The organism is Pectobacterium wasabiae CFBP 3304 (assembly GCF_001742185.1).
Taxonomy (GTDB): Bacteria; Pseudomonadota; Gammaproteobacteria; order Enterobacterales; family Enterobacteriaceae; genus Pectobacterium; species Pectobacterium wasabiae.
On record NZ_CP015750.1, the window covers coordinates 2,785,368 to 2,807,300 of the forward strand.

The window sequence follows — 21,933 nt, forward strand, 5'->3', positions numbered from 1 at the left end:
TATCCCATCGAACGACACATCATGCGAAAAGAGAGTCATGCTATGCGAATTATTGCCTGTGGGGATTTACTGTTTTCCAGCCGCAATCTGGCTGCGCGAGTAGACAAAAACATCGTTGACCAACTTGCGGCGGCGGATGCGGTTTTCGCTAATGCTGAGTTTTGTTGCCCAAAACCCGCCACGCCACCTGCGGCGGGTCGTGGCTATATCACGGCAGTGAAGCAGGCAACGCTGGACGAGTTTATTGATTTGAATATCAAGCTGGTTTCTTTTGCTAACAACCACACGGGGGATTTTGGCTGGGAAGGTGTCGTTGATACGATCGACGCGGCAGAAGCACGCGGGCTGATTCATTGTGGTGTGGGGCGCAACCTTGATGACGCTCGCGCTGCGCGGTTCCTCGATACGCCAAAAGGACGGGTCGGCGTGGTGGCTGTCAGCAGCACCCGTTCGGAAGTTTTTGCCGCGAGTGTCGCTGGGGGAAGTGTGGTGGCACGTCCCGGCCTCAACCCGCTACGCTGGGGGCGAGCTTACGTGTTGCCGGATAAGGAGTTTGAGCAACTTCAGGGGATCACTGAACTGCTCGGTGTTGCTGCCAGCAACCGTGAAGGAGCCCGAATTGAAGTGATGGCGGATCAGGGACCCGATCGTTTCAAATTTGGCTCGTTGTTTGAAAGTTCGATACCCATTGAGCGTGGCGAGCAGGCTTATGTTCGCACATTTATGAATGAAGAAGACTGTGCCGCGATTCTTAAAAGTGTGCGCGATGCAGCAAACCGTTCTGATGTCGCGATTGTCAGCCTGCATACGCATGAAGGGGAAGGGGATGGCTGGTATGCGCCGCATCCGCCTGCATTTATCGAAGATTTTGCCCGCCGGGCCATTGATGCTGGTGCGTCAGCGGTGGTGGGGCATGGTGCGCACTTCCTGCGTGGCGTGGAAATTTATAATAAACGTCCGATTTTTTACAATCTGGGTAGCCTGCTGATGGAGTTTGAAGCGGGTGAATCGATTATCGCGCCAGAAATGTACACCGCCTATGGTTACAATCACGATGCACGCCCTTCCGATTTGCACCGGGCACGAGCAAAAGATCGGGAGGGGAACTTTATTGGCTTCAATGCCGAATCACGTTTCTCCAAAAACTGTGCCGCGCTGCTGGATTACGTAGATGGGGCGCTACAGTTCACACTGTTACCTCTCGATCTGGGTATGAACCGTGAACGTCCACTCGATCGTGGTTTACCCGTTACGGTGTCTGCGGCACTCGGACATGAAATTGCGGCAGACCTGACGCGTATGAGTGCCCGTTATGGCACGGTATTACGTTACGACGAGGGGCTAGGAACGATCGTGATTGAAGACGCTTAACCCGTAATCCTCTGCCAGCCTATGCCTCATGCAGGAGGCATAGGTGAATATTTTTCCGCTAGCCTTTCCTCTATGCCGCTATTTCCTCGCTTTATTGAGTGGCTTAACCCTCTCAAATGTTTCTTTTTTAACAATGCCCTGTTAACAGTATGGTGAATTGTTCTTTTTTATCTATTTGTATTTTAATGGAATTAACCATTTTATTGAAATGTTGATAATAATGCGTATAGTTATCATTTACCATTCTGTGCAAATGTTGACAAAAAACGCCTCAGCATCTCGCCAAAATTACCATCAGTTAATCGAGGATATACCATGTCTTTTAGAGTTACTCGCGCCGAAAAAACGCGCGTTTGTGATTCTTCGCTGGCCGGAACAAAACCATTCGGAGTCTCTCTTCTCGCCCTGTTGATTTCTGCCTCTTTCCTGCCTGCTCAGGCTATTGCCGAAGAAAATCCCACCTCAGGTGATACGCTTGTCGTCAGTGCCAATGCTAATGCAGAGGCCAGCGACCCGCAGGATTACAGCGTGAAAGTCACTAACGCTGGAACGAAGATGACGCTGACACCGCGTGATGTTCCGCAGTCGGTGAGTGTCATCAGCAAGCAGCGTATCGAAGATCAGAACCTGCAAACGATTGGCGAGGTGATGGCGAACACGACGGGTGTGTCCTCTAAAATTATCGACTCTGAACGTGTGACTTATTTTGCTCGCGGTTTCCGTATCACTAATTACCTGTTCGACGATATTCCGACGGTCGTGAACGAAATTTGGGATTTTGGTGATTCAGGCTCAGACACAGCGATCTATGACCGTATTGAAGTCGTGCGTGGGGCTACGGGGTTAATGACGGGAACGGGGAACCCTTCTGCTGCTGTGAATATGGTGCGCAAACATGCGGACAGTCGCGAGTTCAAAGGCTCGGTGTCGGGTAGTTACGGTTCGTGGGATAAACAGCGGATGGTGGCCGATCTGTCTGCGCCGCTGACGGAGTCTGGCAACGTGCGCGGGCGCGTAATTGCGGGCTATCAGGATAACGACACCTGGCTCGATCGTTACCACAGCCGCAAAAAATTCCTCTACGGCGTGATTGATGCGGATGTAACAGAATCCACCACGTTATCGCTTGGCTATGATTATCAGGAAAGCAATACCGATAGCCCTACGTGGGGCGGATTGCCGACGTGGTTCACTGACGGTAGCCGTACACATTTCAGTCGTAGTTTTAACTCCGCACCGAACTGGAGCTACTCCGATAAAACGTCGAGAAAAGTCTTTGCCGATCTGACTCAGCGTTTTGATAACGGCTGGCAGATGCGAGTGAACGGGACGCACGGCGAAACCAACTTTGATTCCAAGCTGATGTATGCCAATGGTTTCCCCGATAGAGATACCGGAATACTTGTTGATCCGTCTGGCGCTAACGTAGGTGCTTACGGTGGATGGAACAAAGGAACTCGTAAAGTTGATGCGATTGACACCTACGCTTCTGGCCCGTTCGAGTTATTAGGACGCCAGCATGAGCTGGTGGTTGGCGGCAGCTATACTCGACAGCGTAGCCAGTTCTATAACACGCAATCCACGATCAGCCCAACCGATATGGGCAATTACTACAACTGGAATGGCAATATTGCTGATCCTACATGGGGATCTTGGGTTGATAACGCTTTTGTGCCGGGAGTCTGGGCGGATTATGAACATTCAACTACGCGCCAAAAATCGCTCTATGCGTCGGCGCGCTTCTCTCTGGCCGATCCGCTGCATCTGATTGCTGGCGCGCGTTATACCGACTGGAGCATTATTGGTTCGACGGGGGATACCAGCAATAATCGTATCACGCCTTATGTTGGTCTGGTTTATGACATCAACGATACCTGGTCGACGTATGCCAGCTACACCGATATCTTCCAGCCGCAAACGCAGAAAGACATTAATAAAAAATATCTGTCTCCGACTACGGGGAGAAACTACGAAACGGGTGTTAAGGGAGACTGGTATAACAGCCGCCTGACTGCCTCGGTATCAATTTTCCGTATTGAGCAGGATAACCTGGGACAATCAACAGGAATCGCGATCCCCGGCGGTGGTGGTGAGTTTGCCTACCGTACCGTTGATGGTGTTGTCAGCAAAGGGATCGAATTTGAAGTTAACGGCGCGGTGACGGACAACCTGCAAATGACGTTTGGTGGTTCTCGCTATGTGGTTGACGATCAAGAGGGCAAGTCAGTCAACCCAGAACAGCCGCGCACGTCGCTCAAGCTGTTTACTCGCTACCAGTTGCCAGTGCTGCCGGAATTAACCGTTGGCGGCGGTGTGAACTGGCAAAACGGCATCTGGCAGGAAGGATCTGGCCCGCAAAACACAACGTTGCGCGCCGAACAAGGCAGCTACGCGCTGGTTAACCTGTTTGGCCGCTATCAGGTCACTAAACAGCTTGCGGTACAGGCGAATATCAACAACCTGTTTGATAAAGAGTACAGCGACTATCTTGCGCCTTATGCCGTGTATGGTGCGCCGCGCAGCGTCTCAATGACGGTCAACTATGCGTTCTAGTCCGATGTTCTGAATTGATACTAGTGACTTGCTCGACGGCGCGGTGACTTGCCGTCGGGAATAATGATAGCGCCCGTTGTCTCAATGACGCGGGCGCTTTTTCTTTTACCGCTCTGTAGGATATTTTCAACACTCACCTGAGTACGTGCTACATGAATGGATGGTGGAATGGGGTTAACATTAATTTGGGGATCGGAGACAATGACGGGTGATATCAAGACGGGGAACCGTTTTTTCCTTTCGGAACATTTTTACAGGGATTAAACAATGAAGTGCTTGAACTGCGAGAACGAGGCGCAAAAAGAGTCTGGCTTGTGTACTGATTGCGAAGGAAAAGAGCAGCAGAAGATTAACGGTATTCTCTACCTTCCGGCGCTGGGAATTATTCTCTCTGTCATTATGGCACCGTTCTCGCTGTATGAGCTGGGCAGTGTCGTGCTGGCGCATTTCAAAAGAACGGGATTTGTGAGTTATTACAGTCTGTTAGCTCTATTTTGCGTAATTGTTTTATTTGGCATGTCGATTTTTACTGCGCTGACGTTTTTTCGACGCAAACGGCGAACGAAGGTGGTGATGGTCGCTTACTATGTCATTAATGCCGTCTGCGTATGTTGCCTAACGTTACTGCCTTCACTGCTGTTTGGTGTCGCGCTGGACGATAATGCATTTAGTATGCTTGCTGCGATTGTTTTCAGCATTGTCGTCTGGATCCCGTATTTCCTATTCTCGAAAAGAATTCCTGTGGTCTTTAGCCGCTAGCCAATAGGCTTAGCCGAAAGAGTATGTGTGCCAGTGTCGAGTAACGCACGTAGCGGCCTATGCTTCACTCTTAACCTGCTACAAATAGCTTAAGGTGAAGTTCGCCGTTGCCACAAAATCACCGGATTGAATCAAATCGTCGCGTATCTTTTCGATGCGGGCTGAAAAGGGAATGGCGTTGCCCCCACTTTGCAGCACAATGCCATCCGTGTTGCTGTTGATGCCGATCAGTTGATTGGCATGATAAATGCCAATCGCGATACCTTTGGCTCCGGATGGCGTATCTAGCGCCAGGCGCTTGGGCAATAGCGGCTCTTCTTTTCCTGAAAAATGAACGGTAACGTTTTGGTAGGTGTCCAGATTGCAGTCCGTGAGGTTAATCGTGAAGTCATGCCAGTTACCGTAGCTATTGGCTTTTAAATAGCGCTCAGAGACTTCACTCATGTTGACCACAATCGCTTTGCTTTCCGTACTGACATTACAGGCCGCGTTAACGACGGAGACGTGGAACGTCACTTCACTATTGCTCAGAAGAGGGGGTTGTTGTGCAAGAGGCGAACTTGATTGTAGTACCATGATGCCGACCGCTAAAGTGAGCAGGGCATGGCGTGGCTTGATTTTCATTACTGTGTTGTCATTTTTTATCATCGTTGCTATCTCATGCTGGCGCGCGGATTAGTGATAATTAAATCGCAGAATAATAGTTTTCTCGGTATCGCCGACTATTGCGGGGCCTGCGGCATAGAGTTGTGCTTTATAGCGTCGCTCCACCACGCCGCTTGATGCCGTCAGCCCTTCAACCAGACTAATAAACTGATTAAACGTCACGTTATTACCGCTGCGCATATCTTCGATTTTCAACGTGGCGCCGTTCCCCATATTCATGCCATCTATCCCGACGAGTGAATTCCCCCGCGAGGTGGCATCAAAGTTGATGTCCAGATCGAATCCCTTACCGCAGTCTTCGCCACCGTCGGTGGACACATCAATGTTAAATTCCGACTGTGCTAGTGGACCGGTCTCCGTTCCTGACCACGCCCTGACCGTATCAAAATCGACATAGCCATCGGGCGAAATGTTGATATTTGCCGCGCACTGCATGATGTCGATGCCGTGTAGTCCTGACAGGCTCAAACCATAGTTGCTGTCGGGTTTATTATTAATGCCCCCTTCACCGTCAAGCTGGAAGACCCGCAGAGCATCTGCTCCTGCCGTGGTGTCGGTAATGTTTCCCGTTTTTTCGAGATAGAGCTGTACTGTGACATTCAGCATGGTTGGGGTGGCTGGCGGGCTTGAACCGTTGGGGCCTGCTGCGACCCACTGTCCTGTGGGCACGCGAGAAGCGGTGGTGCCGCCATTGGTAATCACGCCGAGATCTTGTCCGTTATAGATGATGCCGATTCCGATGCCCTGTCCGATGATCTTTCCTTCGGGATTTGGATAGAAATAGGACATCTCGCCCTGCGGACGGACGGAGTGATATGCCCAGCAGGCCAGACTGCGGGTATAGGCTTTTGACGTCCAGAGGCGGCTGCCGATAGGTAACGTCGCCGGGATCTTGAGCATGCCAATATCGTCATAGTCGGCTACCGGACCCGTCACGGTGCCCAATCGACATTCCAGCGCACTGGCGTTAAACGTCGTTAAGCTGAGAAAGAGCGCTGCACAGAGGGCAACATAGTGATTTTTACGAACGGCTAACCAATGCATGGTGGATATCCCTGTAGCTTATTCATCGGTAATGGGCTGGCACTGGTTTTGTGCGCAAGTAAAAGGCAATGCAACATGGCCGCCGTAGTCGTTGACGTAGTACAGATAGAAGCGATTGATCGCGCCGTCATTGATTTCAACAGGCAGCGTTGAGCGCGGTGCCACCATAAAGGCGTTGCCTTTTAACAGATTGGCAGGGTTGGCATTGGCGACTTTGGGTTGCTTCAGGATGCTGCTTACGGTGATGTAGTACGGCGTCGGGTTTTCCACCTGGAAAATGTTGCCCGTTTTTTTGATCAGCAGTTTTTTCTGCCATATCTCATCTTTTGCGGGTTTCACACCACGCGGGCGGAAGAACACCTTGATTTCAGACTGAATGGCGATCTGCAATACGTTAGCCTTTTCCGTTTTTGGCGGAATTTCCCGGACGTTAAGATAAAACAGCGATTCGCGATCGGTTGGCAACTGCGTGATTTGTTCCGTCTTAACCAGACGGATCAGGCTATATCCTTTCGCTTCGATGCGCTGTAATGGCGGTAACACCATCAGCGGACTTGTTACTTTATTGCGTTGCTCGTCCGTCAGCCAGGACTGCGCCAGAAACGGATTCTCCGCGTTTTGGTTCATCAGCATCACCGTTGCTGACTGTTCATCATCGTTAAAAATAACGCGGGTGCGATCGAGGCTCAGCGCACTATAGGCTGAGGGTATCAAAAGCAGGCAACTGATAATGATTCCTGCCGTTTGCCGATAAGATGGGTATTTCATTCGTACTCTCCCGGATTTTCTATTTCTTGCCGCTTATTTGCAGGGCAGCAGCAATGTATCAAGGTGGTTTAAGGTCGCGGGTAGGGTGATGGAACACTGTGCCTTCCCTTCCCAGATGACGGACAGCGTTTCGTCAGGCGACACGCCCGCGATATAGGCCTGTCCGTTGTTGGTGATCATGGCAATGTCGCGGCCTTTCTTGTTTTTTATCTGAGCCGCGAAGGGAGGATATTTGCCATCAGCCAGCGTGATATGCCCCATGATTTTTGCCCCGCTGACCACGTCGAATTTGCGGTAGCCGATTGCACCTTCAGTCAGGGTTCCTTGAACCACGGTCGTCATCGCTTCAATATTTTGCGGTAATTTCTGCATATCAATGCGGGTCGATACATCGTAGTAGCTACTGCTGCCAGCAATTACAGCCAGGCCATAGCGGTTAGTCTCGACTTGGCTACCAGCGAATGCTACGCCTGCCTGATCCGTGTCGACCATAATGCGAGTGCCACCTTGATTGCCTTTCGGATGTGCTGCGACGCCGTGGCGGGTTGCGGTAATGCCGCCGCGCAGTGAACCGTTCAGATAGGTATAACGATCCTGCTGCCAGGCGACGCCAACGGAGGCATCGGTCATGGGGGCCAGATGGGTATAGTTGCCGCTCAGGTACGTATTCTCCCTGCTGTCGTGCCGGGTACTCAGGTTCCAGGTTCGGTGCGGATCGGTGTTATTGGAATAGGTCAGCGTCTGATTACTGCTGTTGTTGTAGTGCCCCACGCTGTAGCTCAGGCGATCCTTCTCCCTGAGTGGAATGGAAAAGCTGAGGTACAGACTGTCATCAGTGCGTTGGTTGAATTCAGTGCGATAGGCCGATAAATTCGCAGAAATACCTTTGATTTCGCCGATATCAAAATATTTGTTCAGTGAAATTCCATAGCGATCCTGCTCGGCTTCATTCCAGTAGGTTTGGCGCGTATAGGTAACGTAAGTCGATAGCCCACTCAGCAGTGAGGCTGTCTCTTGTGTCGCGAAGTTTTTCGAGAGGGTAATGGTGTAGCGTTCTTTTTCATTGCGATAGCGACTATCAAGATTCAGGGCATAGAGATACTGCGCCATACTCATGTACGTTTTTTCTGAAAAGCGGTAGCCCGCAAAGCTGACTTGGCTATCGATCGAATTGAAATATTTAGACCAGTTAAGCGAAAAAGCATGCCCCATCTGTGACGAGGAGGGGGACGGTAGCGTGGCGCGTGACTGAGTGACGTCAGCGGACAGTGCGCCAAAGAGATAAAGATTTTTCCCGATCCCCGCCGACCAGGACTGATAGCTATCGGACAAAATAGTGCCGCCGTATACCGACCAGGCGTTGGATAATCCCCATGAGGCTTCCGCGGCAGAAAAGGCCGGACCTTGCAGGCGATGCTTGGTATTCGACGGTTTACCCGCCGCGAGTTTGTACTGGACGTGCCCTGGTCGTGTCAGGTAAGGCAGATTGGCCGACTCGGTCTGGAACGTTGTCACCGTACCATCTTCTTCCGTTACGCGAACATCCAGCGTACCGCTGACGCCGTTTTTCATATCCTGAATCGCAAAGGGGCCGGCAGGCACGGTTGTTTCATAGATCAGCCTGCCATTTTGCATCACGGTCACTGTCGCGTTTGATTTAGCGACACCACGAATTTCGGGCGCATAACCACGCAGAGAAGGGGGAAGCATGTTGTCGTTATTGGCTAATGACATACCGGTAAAGCGGTAGCTATCAAACAAATTACTGCTGAAATACATTTCACCCAGTTTGAGATCGGCTGACAGGGTGGGAAGTGGGCGGTAAGCGTAAAACTGATCCCACGAAAAGCTATCGCGATTCGAATTGCGTGATTTTTGTAGAAAATAGCGATAATCGGCACGGTAGCGCCAGGCCCCCAGATTGAATCCGGTTGTGCCATAACTACTGAGATAGTGCGATGTGCCTCTGCCGTTCGTGTCACGACGCATATTCCCAACGAGGTTGTAGTCCAGCAGTGCACCGCCGATCCCATGGTCCCATTGTTCTGGTGGAATCCAGTTGCGATCGCTGTACATCAACCACGCTTGGGGGATCGTAATATTCAGCGTTCCCATGCCTATTTGGTTAGAGACTTTGACGCCGGCAATGGGGGTCAGATCGACGCACGTTCCGTCATTCCATAATTCGATTTTATCGCGTGCTTCTTTTTTTAGCGCCAGTTTATCGACAAGTTCAAGTGGGAGACAGGCTGTAGGTCGGGTACTCTTATTGCCTTCTGGCAAGTAGTTTATTATCTGCTGCTGTATTTCACGCGAGTTTACTTTTAGGGATAAAAGGTAGGCACCTGGTGTGACATATTCGGGATCGGAAAAATGGCTAAGATCAATGTCGTTGCGATCGTCGACATCAAGTACATTGACGTTAAATTCTGTTGCACTGAGCGATGTAGTAGTCAAAGAAAAAATAAAAATACTATAGCGACCTAACATGGTTTTTATTTTTTCTTCGAACGTAATGTTTTTCATTGCCATAGGGAATATATGCTTAAGCAGATGCCGCATTGTAGGTATCCACTCACGTCAAATGACATGTGGAATAAAGAGGGTATAGGGGAAGAATCCTCCCCCCTTTTATTGGATATACCCGTTCAAACCTGCTGTTGGCATAGCTACCTTTTATTGATAAGAAACAACAAAATTAGCGGTGCTAGAGAAGCTACCCGTTGTTACTACTGGGGCTTGGCCTGCCTCTGGTGTTGGCAGTTTTTCGACATAAGAGGTGAAGGAGAAAATATTATCCCCATTTGATAACGGCGTGGCAGCTACGGCCAGCGTCGTTCCGTCGAATTTAATTTTTTCGCCGACCCGTTCTACTGCAATACCTGCACCGCTCGCACTGCCATTTAACGCTAACAGCTCATTATTGGTGCCGGATGCTACACCGCCAGAGAAAACAATTTTGGCGCTGGTTGCTGTGTCCAAACTGCAATCTTTTAATGTGATGTCAAACGGCTTAATTTCTGAGGTACCACCGTTTTCCAATACAGTTTTGCTGATTTCACCAAAATCGATAGTTTGGTGTAGATCTTCGGGAGACACCGAGCAGGGCGTATCAATAATTTTTCCTTTAAACGTCACCGATCCATTGTGTGAATCTGCTGCCTGTGCGCCGACAGAAAATATCACGGAGATGAGTGATACCAGGGTGAGTTTTGATAATTTCATATGATGCTCTCTCTGTTGATTACTCTATTAAAAACGTGAACGTGAATCATGAGCACTCGCCACATTCCTACATGGTGAGTCGTGCCTTTTCTTTTGTGGTTGGTTAACGATCTGCAGCCTTACTCACGTGGTGAATATATTGGCTGGATTGCCCAGTCGGCTGACCTGGGATTGGTAAAATAGTAGTGTTAGGTTGTTTTTCAGTCAAATATATTGATTTAATTACATTTATTTAGATTAAATGTTTTAAATTTATATTTATTTAGGTTTTTATTCTAATTTGTGTGATGGTGGTAGATGTGGGGTAATGTGATTTAAATATCATTTACTAGATAAGTTATTTTAATTCAATGTGTTATTTGTCATTTTTTTTATTGGATGGTTGATTCAGTTGGATATCTATTGGTTTATAAAAATAATGAAATGTCTTTTTGTTTATACAATGCTTAAATGAAAATTAAATAATCTTTGACAATATATAGGTAAGTTTTTATCCTTGCCAAAGATAGCCTTTGTAAGGCTATGTATATAATTGATTTTTATTTTGTGGATGGCGTTTTTTTTGTAGTGATTTTTCAGACTATTCCGTAGGTTTTATGCCCATAAGACAGCGTATCTATAATCTTACTGTAACAAATGAATAGTGCCTCTAATCTTGATGGAAAAAGGTCGAATGGTTTATTTGATTAATGATTTAATCATTTTCAACGAGGGAGAGGGAACACTGGCATGGATAGAACGTGAAAATGAAGCAACCTCTGTGAATTTTCCTATTTCACGATTGCTCTGCTTGTTGATAGAGAATAAAGGGGTAACGCTAAGCCGTGATTTTTTGTTAAAAGAGGCACTGGAAAAGCATGCACTTTGCCCTTCTATCAATAATCTCAACAATTATCTCTCTCTACTAAGGAAGGTATTGCGCGAGTTTGATCTTTCGGACTCGGTTGTGACTATCCCCAAGCTAGGTGTTGTTTTTAATGTCGCGAGTATTGTTTCCTACCCGACGTCAGAGAGGAGAGAGAAAGGAACGTTAAATCAAGGGGAAGAGGAGAAAGTTAAAGAAGATGTTTATGAAAAAGAAAAACCATTTTCTATAAAACACCACGCCATATCTGAGCCAGTAAAAAAACAGCAATATGTTCGGTTCCTTCTCATATGGATAATGATAGTTGGGGTTTTCCTGCTCGTGTTGGAGAACGTAAACCGTTTTCCGTATCGACATCTTGTCGATGTGAAGATGAATGGGAAGTGCGATCTTTTCTATTTATATAAAAGTGTGAGTTATCCTCTCCCGACCGACTATAAAAATCTGTGCTCAGATAACTCATTATTCTTCCTATCGAAAAAGATTGTTATATCTGAAGTGTTGGATAAGAAAAGTGAAATCGTTATTTCCTGCAATAAAGATGGGCATGGATGTATCACTTATGTTAATAATTAAAGTCAGAAAGAAAATTTTTTGCACCACATTGGTGCTTTTTATTTCATTTTCTCTTGGGGTTATTTTTTATTTAACCAGCAATTTATACAGAAAGCCGCTGATATGTCAGGGCGAAGTAAAGCTCTACGAAGAAGATCAGAAGGTTAGAACGGAATATGACGTCTATTTTTATCTAAATAAACAAAATAGAGCGCTGGTTTTAGTCAATGGTCTTTACATTGGCGAGGATGGCGTACCGTTGACGATTCGGCGCACGTTTAGCTTTGATTCCGTGTGGGAGGGGAGTCGGCTGGTGGTGAACAATATCGGGATGAGTAAGAATACCAACGATAATGCGCCCGATGAGGCGATTCCCCTTTTGGCTGAAAATGATGTTATCCAGTTCGAAATGCTGACGAAGCAGACCTATCTGATTAGCACCGTCCAATCAAAGATGGCATGTAATATCAGGGAGTGATGCCAGGCTGGATACATAGTGTGATCGGAGATAATGAATACGTGGCTGATGCGTTGACCCCAAAGGGGCGGGGACACGACGGGTCGAGTATTTGCACGCAGCCAACGCACATGCAACCTGAAGTATGATGGGTATATGCGATAACGCAATATTGTATCCTGATACGCGGTGGTAGAATCAGTGCATACCATTTGTTACAGGGAGTTTGTAATGAGAGTTGGCGTTTTTTGTGGTTCGGCATCGGGAAATTCACCTATCTATATTGAGAAAACTAAACAGATGGGGCATTTTCTCGCCGATTCCGGTGTAGAGATTGTGTATGGTGGCGGTAAAGTCGGGCTGATGGGGGAAATAGCAAATTCCGTACTATCCCACGCTGGCACCGCGATCGGCGTGATGCCCAGAGCACTGGTTGAAAAAGAAATTGTGCATCAGGGGCTGACAGAATTGCATGTTGTTGAAAATATGCATGAACGTAAGAGCAAGATGGCAGCGCTGTCTGATGCGTTTATCGCACTTCCTGGCGGTGCTGGAACATTTGAAGAAATATTCGAGCAGTGGACATGGGCGCAGTTGGGTATTCATGATAAACCCTGCGCTTTTCTTAACATTGCTGGCTATTTTGATCCCTTGCAAGACATGATTAGCGGTATGGTTGATGCAGGATTCTTACGTCGTGACTATGCGGATATGCTGCTGTTTTCAGACAGTCCTGAAGCGTTATTAACATTCTTCCACGCCTATCAGCCACCAGAAAAGAAATGGACGCAAAAGTAAGCGCGCCGATTATTGTCTGTGTCGCCTGTATTTTTAATCGCGTTACATAATGCCTTCTGGTGTGTAAATAAGAAGCGAGAGATATTTCGCTGCCGGGGAGGCGATCCCCGGCGAAAATCAGTACGACCGTTGGCGTGTTTCCTGCTGTGCCGTAGGCTGGTGCCTTTTACTACAATGTCTGTTCTTTCAATGGCAATGTCGTCATGCAGGTCTGGCTGTCGCTATAGGTCGCAAACGGTGAGCTTGCCACGCGTCCTTGATAAGTGACATCAATCGTTCCTTCAATATTGCGCGGCAACCATACGCCAACAAAACCGTTCTGGTGACTACTTAGGGTTTTCTGCACGATAACGTTACCGGCTTTATCCGTGATTTTTACGTCAAATGCCGTATTGGCGAGTTCGCCCTGACAACCGGACAAACTGTGGTTAAAGCAGGGATGTGTTTGCTGAATATAAGGGGCGAATGAGAGGTAAAATTTATCTCCCAGCGGATAGCTATATTGCTGCTGTCCATCCGATAATTTCAGTTCTTTGCTGGTAATGGAAGCGCTGTAGGGCAAAGGTCTCGCTTGCGGCGACCGATCGATAACATCGACGATCTGCTCGACGGTTTTCCCCGCCAGCCCCTGCTTGGCTAGAAACGCGTTTGCGTCAGCCTCCGCTGCGAAACCAGAACTGCTTAATGTCAGGCCGAGTAGTACCGCCATCATCGTTATCTTCATCATTACTTTCCCTCAATAGCGTCATTATCTTGAAATAGCATGCTATGACGTTACACCTTCCCCCTACGGGAAGGTCAAAAGTTTGAGGGTATAGAAAAGTAAATTAATGTATTTGCTGGTTTTTTATTGATTTTGATCAATTTTAAACCACGATAAATGGCGGTGATACTTGCGTGATGATTGATGCAGGTCATAAGCCAGTTTTTTTAATCCGCGCTTACTGACCTGACCAGTAAAATTCGATGCGGATCCCACTTGGTTCATAGCACATCATATGCATTGCTGGGCCATCATTAATCAGGGAAGGTGAGAACTCGATGTTGATGTTATGGGCTGATAATTTTTCAAAGATCTCAAACAGTGCCACTTTGCTATCAACCTTAATCGCGAGATGGTGCAAGCCGACATTGTTTTTCCGATCGAACTGAACAGGCTCGTTGGTTTGTACTTGCCAAAGCGTGAGCATCACCGTTCCATCACTGACAAAAATAGCGGGGTAATCCTCTCTTCGCTTTACCTCTTGCCAACCCAGCAGGTCGGTAAAAAAGTGTGCGCTTTCTTCCAATGCTGATACCGTCAAACCAATATGGTGAGCGCCTTGCGTTACTGGTGAATTCATCGTTACTTCCTCAATTAAAGGTCAGGTTAATGGCGGCTATTCGTCCGTCTGTTCGCTCTGCCGATGCGCGACAGGTGGCTAGGGGAAGGGGATGCTAAGAGCCTGGCCTGTTGCCGATAAACATCCTCGCCGCTGGCTACGCGAGTACATTCCGCTCTCACGGTTGTCGCTTCAAGAAACGTTATGATAGCTTCAGCTATTTTGCAGAGAAGCGTTATGGCGTTCGTTTACACTACACCTTTGCACCATAGAGATAATGACATGAAACAGTTCATCCTTAGCCTGTTGTTCCGTAATAATCCCTTTCACCGCGGCGTAAGATAGCCCTTCGGCGGAGCCGATCATGGCCCGCAGTGCGGCATCATGAAGTGGTTTTCCTACGCAGAATGGAGCAAAAAGCGCGCGGCATTTCTCCGTGAAAATGGCATCGTACTCTTGTCGGATTTGTTCGAGCTCGGGTGTTCCGGTAAGCGCCGCCATAACGTTGGGCATTTCATGTCCCTGAAGGCGTACACAATCGATGTAGGATGTGGCAATCACCGCAGCCAGTTTGTCGAGCACGGGCTCAGTTTTACGGATAATGTCATCCATAATCGCTGTCTGGCGAATATCATATTCTTTATAAAGTGCAGCTAACAGCCCCGAACGGTTAGTAAAGTGATCGTAAACCACTGGCTTTGTTACGCCAGCTTGCTCCGCCAGACGCCCAAGCGTCAGCGCTTCCGTACCTTCTTCCCGAATAATCTGCCTGGCGACTTTTATCAGTTGCACATAGCGGTCTTCTCTTGATAAACGCTGCCGTATCTGTGATCTGGACATTGCCGTTATGATCCTCTTGACATTGTTATATACCAACAGTAACTTACTTGTGGTAGGTTACTGTTGGTATATAAGATTATATCTGACGTCGTCTCATGGCAATAGGGAGTACCCAGAATGCACGCATTACTTGTCGTTTCTCATCCTGTTAATACCTCACTCACCCACAGTGTCGCCACCGCCATTGCGGAAGGAATCGTTGGAGTAAACCCGGAAAATACAGTTGAAATCGCGGATCTGGCGCAGGAAGGGTTTAACCCCGTGTTTTCTGTGTCAGATGTGGCGGCTTTTCAGTGTACAGATGCAACACCGTCTGACGTTGTTGCTGAACAATCTCGTATTGATAATGCGGATGCGCTGGTGCTGGTGTTCCCGATTTATTGGTGGTCTATGCCGGGGTTGTTGAAAGGGTGGATTGACCGCGTTTTTGCAAACGGTTGGGCCTATGAGGAAGTGGCTGATGGGCATGTGGTAAAGAAACTGGGGCATTTACCAGTGCACCTTGTGGCTCTGGGCGCTGCCGACCAGAGAACATTCGAAAAACATGGCTATGCGGATTCCTTTCATGCGCAGATCGCACATGGGATTTTTGACTACTGCGGTGCGCCAGTTATGACGTCTGAGATACTGTTGATGCCGGAACTAGGAACACCAGAGGCGTGTATCGATGCTGCTCACAATATTGGTGAGCATGTTTTTCGGTAATTTTTTTATTGAGCCTACGTTTCGTGTTATCGCTGAATTGGTAAGGCATGCTATGCATGTGAAAGGTTTCTGTGTGTTATTTGGTAACCCATACCGGAGCATGAAGAAGATTATTAATGAATACCTCTTTTCAATCAGATTGAACACCGTACCGCATGGCTAAACTTCATTAATACTGTTATTAAAAACATGTTATTAATAACAGTATTGACATGGCTTTTAAAATCCGTAGATTGGTTGTTAATAGCAGTGAGGTTTCAGTCTGCTGTTATATTAAAGACAACGAACATGTTCTTTAATAAGTATTTTTGCGATAAAGGTCACGAAGTATTTTTGTATGGTAATCGATGTTGAGAAAAATTAATATTCTCACTCGATAATGCTTAAGGCCACGTAGTCAGTATCTACAATCGCAAAAGGGGACGAAAGCGCGATGATGTAAGGCTATGATTTAGCGTTATTGTTTGCGATAGGTTGAGATTGAGTTATGTGAAAAATATCGCAACGAGAGTAAGGCCACGCATCAAAGAGTATATATCGCGATGGGGGATGTACCTACCTTTGAGTGTTTAGCAAGGTTGGTAGAGTGTTTAAATCAGCAAATATAGGGGAGGTTGTAGTCATTTTTTTAATACCCAATATTATCTGTGATAAACGTGTACATTTGAGGCAGTATCAATAGTAGTAAGACGTTATTAAGTCAATGAATGTTAAATATTAAGTCTGTAGTACCTTAAAAGCCCTGGCTAACGCGGTCAGGGCTTTTATCATTTTTATATCTAACTATACAAAGAATCACTTTTCGGTTGGTTGAACGTTAACTTCCTGTTCTTTCGTCCTGTGCAAGGGATTATTTATTGAAATTATTGGCAAATGCTCGCCAACGTACCTAAAGCAGCCTCTATAGCAATTTATAAAAGAAGGTTGTGCCATCGAGAGTACCTGCGGAGCTGCGAGCAAACTGTGGGATTTGACCCGCTTCCTGATAGCCCGATTTACGATACAAAATGGAGGCCGTGTCATTGGTGCGGGTATCAAGCACGAGTAAGGTTCGCCGATTAGCCTGTGCCTGGCGTTCTACTTCTGCCATTAACTGCTGAGCAATGCCGCGTTGACGAAATGCCGTATGCACCATCAGTTTTTCCACTTCAGCACGGTGACTGCCATTTTTCTTTGGACAATAGCTGATCTGTACTGCTCCCACGATGCGTCCCGCCTCACGCGCAACCAATAGCTGACGACCGCCTTCAGACAGGTCGGCGGCTACCCCCTGCCAGTAGCGTTCAGCTTCACCGGCTTCCAGTGGGGCAAGAAAACCAATGGAGGCTCCACTTTCCACACAATCATTCAATAAGACAACTAACTCATTATGGCTTTCTGACAGAGTACTCAATTGCTCAATGTTCATTATATTCTTGTCTCTCAAAGTACTACCTTGGATGGGAAAACCAACAGCATCAGGTTTGTAAAGAAGTGATTAACGGGTAGCTTACAGCATCAGGTAGGTAATGCTAAATCCAGAGTGGGAAAACAGGTAGCCTAAATCAACTGGGGGATGCCAATTATCTTGACACCTACCTGAAACTTGAATTATTTAGTATATATAAAGCAGAAAAGAAAAGTGCTGGTTAAAAACCAGTAAGGAGAAATATATTTTTTAATGACCGAATTCAGATATTCTGAGTTCCCTGATCAATCGTTTTTAGCAGCGTCGTACATAGCCCACGGAAATCAGATTCCATTCCCTGCATCCGCTCAACCAGACCAGCCAGACCTTTTTCACGATCGCCAAATAGGTACTCTTTTGTCATCGAACCTTTCAACGTTCCGTCAACACGATCCTGAGCTATATTGCTAGCAAGAACATTCACGTCACTGTACTCAGATGTTGGCCAACCCAGAGATTTTAAATAAGCCTTATCACTGCCAGTGAGATTATCTTCAACATTAAAAAATGTATATTCCTGCCCAGACGGAAAAAATCCCGTTGTTATTTTTGGCTGAAAATCAGCATCATTGTTTAATTTTTTATTGTCAATATTAACAGCCTCTGATTTATCAGAGAGTTTTACTTTAAAATCATTAAGAATTTCAGAGAATACTTCAGCACTGCCACTAGTTCGAGTAGGATTAAAAACCTCATCGGTGAGATTACCCACTTTAATCGCCAGAGCCAGCCTGCAATTAGCGGGGATATTGGAGCCAGAAGCTACAACGGTGTCACTACCGGAAGTTGTAATACCAGCTATTACCGTAGCGTAACGGCCTTGTCGTACCACGCTGTGGCGTCATGGCTAATCCAGAGCGTCAGCTTGGTAATCCAATGGAGGCCGTCGGCGATGGTATTCTACATTTTTTGCAGGACCAATATCGCTCCAAAGGCATTTAGAGAAAAAGAGCGCGCCTGTTACTGATATGGCGGGTTACCTTTAAGCGGCGACGAGTCGCTCATCACCCGTTTACTCGCTGGCGACTACTTACCCAACTCCTCTACCCTGATAAGTGCCATGATGTTTTTCATTTAGCACATAAGTTAAGCTGAATTTATAATTAACAAAAGGCATAAACAATGGTTTATGATGCGAATAATAAACAGTACATAATGGTTTTTTACTAAGATGTGATGAGGGTAAATATCTATTTATGTTCGTTATGAATTCCTGAGTTGATACCATTGTAGGGGCGGTGGTTTAGGTGTAAGGGTTATGGAACGCATAAATTAATTTTTTATTATTTTATAATAACTATCATTTTTTATTAAAACCAGGATTGAATGGAATACATCATCATGTCGATGGTGTTCTGTTTTTTTTTAGTCAATATAATTAAAAAAGAGAATTTCATAATATGAAACCGAATGAACGCTTGCAGGTAGCACTTGCTAACGGCGTTCCTGATTCTGTTCCTGTAGGGGCATGGGGACACTTTTATATTCAGGAAATTAAAACGGCTGATTTCGCCGCCACAATGGTTGAGTTTTATCACCGTTATCAGTGGGATTTTATTAAAGTACATTCACGAGCCAGTTACCATGTTGAAGGTTGGGGATATACCTATCGTCCTTCAACAAACTCTTCCACGTCACATTATTGTTTATCTTCTCCGATTTCACAGCCTGAAGATTGGGCGAAGCTGCGGCCATTGGATTTAAGCTGCCCACCACTGGCTGAGCAACTTGCTATATTGCGCTCGATTCGCCGACAGGTTGGCCCGCACGTGCCTATTATCATGACCGTCTTTTTGCCCCTGGATGTTGCTGACAAACTGGTTGATCGTAATACGGAATTGCTTCGTCAGCACCTGGCCATTGCGCCAGAACTTGTTTGCGGTGCTCTGGATGCGATCGCTACCACGTTTGCCAATCTTGTTCGTGCACTGGTGAATGAAGGTGTGGATGGGATTTATTTTTCCAGTAAATGGGCCAATAGCCATCATCTGTCTTCATCCGATTACCTGAAATGGATAAAACCTTATGACCTGCGGGTGATGAGTGAAGCCAAAAGTTTATGGTGTAATTTTTTACACTTATGCGAGAACGATATTTATCTGAATGATTGCCTGGATTATCCGGCGCAGGTAATGCATTGGGATACGGCGTCCGGAAATAACCCTTCATTTGCCACTGTTCGCCAGAAAATACCATCACTGGTTGTTAGCGGAGGAATATCCTCTTCACTGCTGGCTTACGGTAGTACCGATGATGTACGCCGAAGCGTAAGAGAAGCGATTGAGCAGACTCAGGGGCGCGGTTTTATCCTAGCTCCAGGTTGTTCTGTTCTTATTGGGAAAACGCCACAAGAAAACCTTGATGCATTACGGCAAGCAGCTCAGTTCCGCTAATGCTATGCCGGAAATTTAATATTGATATTCAGGGGATTTATATTATGAGTGCCAGGCAATTACACGAGCGGGCTATTGTTATCGATGGCTTACAGACCAGTGAATGGACCCGGGAAAATTTTATTGAAATGCGCGCAGCGGGCCTGACCGCCGTCAATTGTTCTTCTGTACTGTGGGAAAATTTCCGTGAAGGCATTGCCTATGTCTCACAGTGGAAGCACCTGTTACAGGAAAACAGCGATTTAATTCGTCCGGTGAAAACGGTAGCCGATATTAACGCGGCGAAGCAGGAAAATCGCACCGGAATTATTCTTGGCTGGCAAAACACCTCTCCGCTGGAAGACAAGTTGGACTATGTCGAGATTTTCAAGGATCTGGGCGTTGGCATTATGCAACTCACCTATAACACCCAAAACTATTCCGGTGCAGGCTACCTTGAAGAACACGACAGCGGACTAACCGGCTTTGGCAAAGAAGTGCTGGCGGAAATGAATCGTGTCGGTGTGCTATGCGACCTGAGCCATGTCGGTGATCGTACCAGCGCAGATGTGATTAATACCTCGCGGGCTCCTGTCTGTATTTCTCACGTATTGCCGCGTGCGCTGAAGGACGTTAAGCGAAACAAACCCGATGAGCTACTGAAAGGCTGCGCTGAAAAAGGGGGAATCATTGGCGTCAGTCTTTTTGCGCCAGGGCTAGCAGCAGGTAATGACGCCACTATTGATGATTATCTTGATGCCATGAGCTATGTCATTGAGCTGGTTGGCGAAGATCATGTCGGTATCGGTACTGACTTTTCACAGGGACGTCCTCGTCCTGGTCCGTATTTGCTCTGGGCTAACCGCGATAAGGGGACTGCCCGCAAGTTAACGGAATTCGGTTCCGTAAAAATCAGCAAACCGCAGGGTATTGCGCGCATCGGTGAGGTTCCCAATCTGACCGAACGTATGCTTTCCCGTGGGTGGCATCCTGATCTGATCCTGAAACTTCTCGGTAAAAACTGGCTGAGCGTCCTTGGTTCAGCATGGCAACCCGTTGTTACACCAACGGCAATATCTCATTAATTGGAAAGAGAAAAATGCAAAAGAAGACATTATCCCAGCTTTCTTTATTAAAGGTGGTAGCCAGTTTAAGTATGGTCATCAGTGCTGCGCTAGTCCCGAATGTTTCGCATGCGGCTGAGAAGGAGGTTGTGAATATCGTTGGTTTTTCAGGTGTGTTTGCCGACAACTATAAAAAATTTGTTATTGAACCGTTTAAAGCTAAATATCCCAATATTGACGTTAATTACCAGCAAAGTAAGAATTCTGCTGAATCTTTGGCATTGTTGGCGCTGCAAAAAAACAATCCGAAAGTCGATGTCGCGCTGATCGATGTCGCTGTCGCGATCCGTGCCAACAAACAGGATTTATTTACACCGCTTGATGCGAAGATTGTCACTAACCTGAAAGATATCCCCACGTGGGCCAATATCGACGACAACCGAACCATCGCCTTCTCACAAGATAACCTGTCCATTCTGTATAACACGGACAATGTTAAGCAGCCGCCACAAAGCTGGAACGATCTGACAGACAGCCGATATAAGGGGAAAATCGCAGCACCGTTGGGTGATACCCGCGGCGTGATCCTGCTGCCGATTCTGACCAAACTGAAAGGTGGTGATTATAAGCAAAGTATTGATCCAGGCATTAATGCGCTGAAGCAAATCGCGCCGAATGTTTCAACCTGGGATCCCGCGCCGGATTGCTACGCCGTCATTCAAAGTGGTGAAGCGGATTTAGCGATCTGCTGGAATGGCCGTGCGCAATACCTCCACGATACGCAGGGAGGAAAGATCGGCATCGCTTTACCTAAAGAGGGCAGTATCGGCCAGACCAATACCATCAATCTGGTGAAGGGGTCGACACATCCTCATGCGTCTCAATTGTTCATTAATTACGCTATCGGCGTGGAGGCGCAAACCGTCTTCGCTGAAAAGAGCTTCTATGCGCCAGTAAATCAGGCGGTCGCGCTGGAAGATGCCGTCGCGGCACGGATCTACGGCAGCAAGGAAGCGCAGGCGGCGCAATCGTCGCTGGACTGGCCTTGGATCGCGGAACAATACGCACCGTGGATCCAACGTATCCGTCGTGAAGTCATTGCGGTTAACTAAATCACTGATG

At 47.1% G+C, this 21,933-nt stretch carries 20 protein-coding genes; 10 read left to right on the forward strand and 10 right to left on the reverse strand.

The genetic code is table 11. The features are described 5' to 3' along the window. The first annotated feature begins 42 nt into the window (after positions 1 to 42). The 3 genes from A7983_RS12610 (at position 43) to A7983_RS12620 (ending at position 4,683) form a co-directional block, all read left to right on the forward strand. Positions 43 to 1,371, forward strand: coding sequence for a CapA family protein (locus tag A7983_RS12610; RefSeq protein WP_005972007.1), 1,329 nt, complete (start codon positions 43 to 45; stop codon positions 1,369 to 1,371). A 315-nt stretch (positions 1,372 to 1,686) separates the two neighbouring features. Beyond that, positions 1,687 to 3,924: a ferric-rhodotorulic acid/ferric-coprogen receptor FhuE gene (fhuE, locus tag A7983_RS12615; RefSeq protein ID WP_005972009.1), complete on the forward strand. Its 2,238-nt coding sequence runs from the start codon at positions 1,687 to 1,689 to the stop codon at positions 3,922 to 3,924. A gap of 267 nt (positions 3,925 to 4,191) precedes the next feature. Continuing rightward, positions 4,192 to 4,683 carry a DUF2569 domain-containing protein gene (locus tag A7983_RS12620; protein ID WP_005972010.1) on the forward strand — a complete coding sequence of 164 codons (492 nt, stop codon included), beginning with the start codon at positions 4,192 to 4,194 and terminating at the stop codon, positions 4,681 to 4,683. 78 nt (positions 4,684 to 4,761) lie between these two features. On the opposite strand, the gene A7983_RS12625 is transcribed toward A7983_RS12620, so the two are convergent. From A7983_RS12625 to A7983_RS12645, 5 genes are all read right to left on the reverse strand, one after another. Continuing rightward, positions 4,762 to 5,307, reverse strand: coding sequence for a fimbrial protein (locus A7983_RS12625; RefSeq protein ID WP_235778038.1), 546 nt, complete (start codon positions 5,305 to 5,307; stop codon positions 4,762 to 4,764). Between the two features lie 51 nt (positions 5,308 to 5,358). Next, positions 5,359 to 6,393 (reverse strand): hypothetical protein, encoded by a 1,035-nt coding sequence (locus tag A7983_RS12630; RefSeq protein WP_005972013.1) that lies wholly within the window; start codon positions 6,391 to 6,393, stop codon positions 5,359 to 5,361. An 18-nt stretch (positions 6,394 to 6,411) separates the two neighbouring features. Further along, positions 6,412 to 7,161 (reverse strand): fimbrial biogenesis chaperone, encoded by a 750-nt coding sequence (locus tag A7983_RS12635; protein WP_005972015.1) that lies wholly within the window; start codon positions 7,159 to 7,161, stop codon positions 6,412 to 6,414. Positions 7,162 to 7,194: 33 nt separating this feature from the next. Further along, entirely contained in the window at positions 7,195 to 9,693 is a 2,499-nt protein-coding gene (locus A7983_RS12640; RefSeq protein ID WP_039478028.1) for a fimbria/pilus outer membrane usher protein, read from the reverse strand. A 144-nt stretch (positions 9,694 to 9,837) separates the two neighbouring features. Continuing rightward, positions 9,838 to 10,386, reverse strand: coding sequence for a fimbrial protein (locus A7983_RS12645; RefSeq protein WP_005972019.1), 549 nt, complete (start codon positions 10,384 to 10,386; stop codon positions 9,838 to 9,840). Between the two features lie 673 nt (positions 10,387 to 11,059). Here A7983_RS12645 and A7983_RS12650 point away from each other — a divergent pair. The 3 genes from A7983_RS12650 (at position 11,060) to A7983_RS12660 (ending at position 13,061) form a co-directional block, all read left to right on the forward strand. Beyond that, on the forward strand, positions 11,060 to 11,827 hold the full coding sequence (locus A7983_RS12650) for a winged helix-turn-helix domain-containing protein (RefSeq protein WP_005972021.1): 768 nt from the start codon (positions 11,060 to 11,062) through the stop codon (positions 11,825 to 11,827). Next, positions 11,814 to 12,284: a hypothetical protein gene (locus tag A7983_RS12655; protein WP_005972023.1), complete on the forward strand. Its 471-nt coding sequence runs from the start codon at positions 11,814 to 11,816 to the stop codon at positions 12,282 to 12,284. Before A7983_RS12650 ends, A7983_RS12655 begins: the two co-directional genes overlap by 14 nt. A gap of 210 nt (positions 12,285 to 12,494) precedes the next feature. Next, positions 12,495 to 13,061 (forward strand): LOG family protein, encoded by a 567-nt coding sequence (locus A7983_RS12660; RefSeq protein ID WP_005972026.1) that lies wholly within the window; start codon positions 12,495 to 12,497, stop codon positions 13,059 to 13,061. 169 nt (positions 13,062 to 13,230) lie between these two features. Here A7983_RS12660 and cueP read toward each other — a convergent pair whose 3' ends face one another. The 3 genes from cueP to A7983_RS12675 form a co-directional block, all read right to left on the reverse strand. Next, entirely contained in the window at positions 13,231 to 13,788 is a 558-nt protein-coding gene (gene cueP / locus A7983_RS12665) for a copper-binding periplasmic metallochaperone CueP (protein WP_005972028.1), read from the reverse strand. A 214-nt stretch (positions 13,789 to 14,002) separates the two neighbouring features. Continuing rightward, positions 14,003 to 14,404 carry a VOC family protein gene (locus A7983_RS12670; protein WP_005972030.1) on the reverse strand — a complete coding sequence of 134 codons (402 nt, stop codon included), beginning with the start codon at positions 14,402 to 14,404 and terminating at the stop codon, positions 14,003 to 14,005. Between the two features lie 192 nt (positions 14,405 to 14,596). Further along, complete coding sequence (locus A7983_RS12675; RefSeq protein ID WP_005972032.1) at positions 14,597 to 15,223, reverse strand: TetR/AcrR family transcriptional regulator; 627 nt, start codon at positions 15,221 to 15,223, stop codon at positions 14,597 to 14,599. Between the two features lie 117 nt (positions 15,224 to 15,340). On the opposite strand from A7983_RS12675, the gene A7983_RS12680 reads away from it, so the two are divergent. Further along, positions 15,341 to 15,928 carry an NAD(P)H-dependent oxidoreductase gene (locus A7983_RS12680; RefSeq protein WP_005972034.1) on the forward strand — a complete coding sequence of 196 codons (588 nt, stop codon included), beginning with the start codon at positions 15,341 to 15,343 and terminating at the stop codon, positions 15,926 to 15,928. A 901-nt stretch (positions 15,929 to 16,829) separates the two neighbouring features. Here the strand turns inward: A7983_RS12680 and A7983_RS12685 are convergent. Continuing rightward, positions 16,830 to 17,336, reverse strand: coding sequence for a GNAT family N-acetyltransferase (locus A7983_RS12685; protein WP_005972037.1), 507 nt, complete (start codon positions 17,334 to 17,336; stop codon positions 16,830 to 16,832). A gap of 262 nt (positions 17,337 to 17,598) precedes the next feature. Beyond that, entirely contained in the window at positions 17,599 to 18,207 is a 609-nt protein-coding gene (locus A7983_RS12690) for a hypothetical protein (RefSeq protein ID WP_005972040.1), read from the reverse strand. 568 nt (positions 18,208 to 18,775) lie between these two features. Between A7983_RS12690 and A7983_RS12695 the strand changes: the two genes are divergently transcribed. The 3 genes from A7983_RS12695 to A7983_RS12705 are packed head-to-tail and all read left to right on the forward strand — an operon-like array spanning position 18,776 to position 21,923. Beyond that, entirely contained in the window at positions 18,776 to 19,768 is a 993-nt protein-coding gene (locus A7983_RS12695) for a uroporphyrinogen decarboxylase family protein (protein WP_005972041.1), read from the forward strand. Positions 19,769 to 19,812: 44 nt separating this feature from the next. Further along, on the forward strand, positions 19,813 to 20,832 hold the full coding sequence (locus tag A7983_RS12700; RefSeq protein ID WP_039478030.1) for a dipeptidase: 1,020 nt from the start codon (positions 19,813 to 19,815) through the stop codon (positions 20,830 to 20,832). Positions 20,833 to 20,846: 14 nt separating this feature from the next. Next, positions 20,847 to 21,923: an extracellular solute-binding protein gene (locus A7983_RS12705; RefSeq protein WP_005972044.1), complete on the forward strand. Its 1,077-nt coding sequence runs from the start codon at positions 20,847 to 20,849 to the stop codon at positions 21,921 to 21,923. Positions 21,924 to 21,933: the final 10 nt, after the last annotated feature.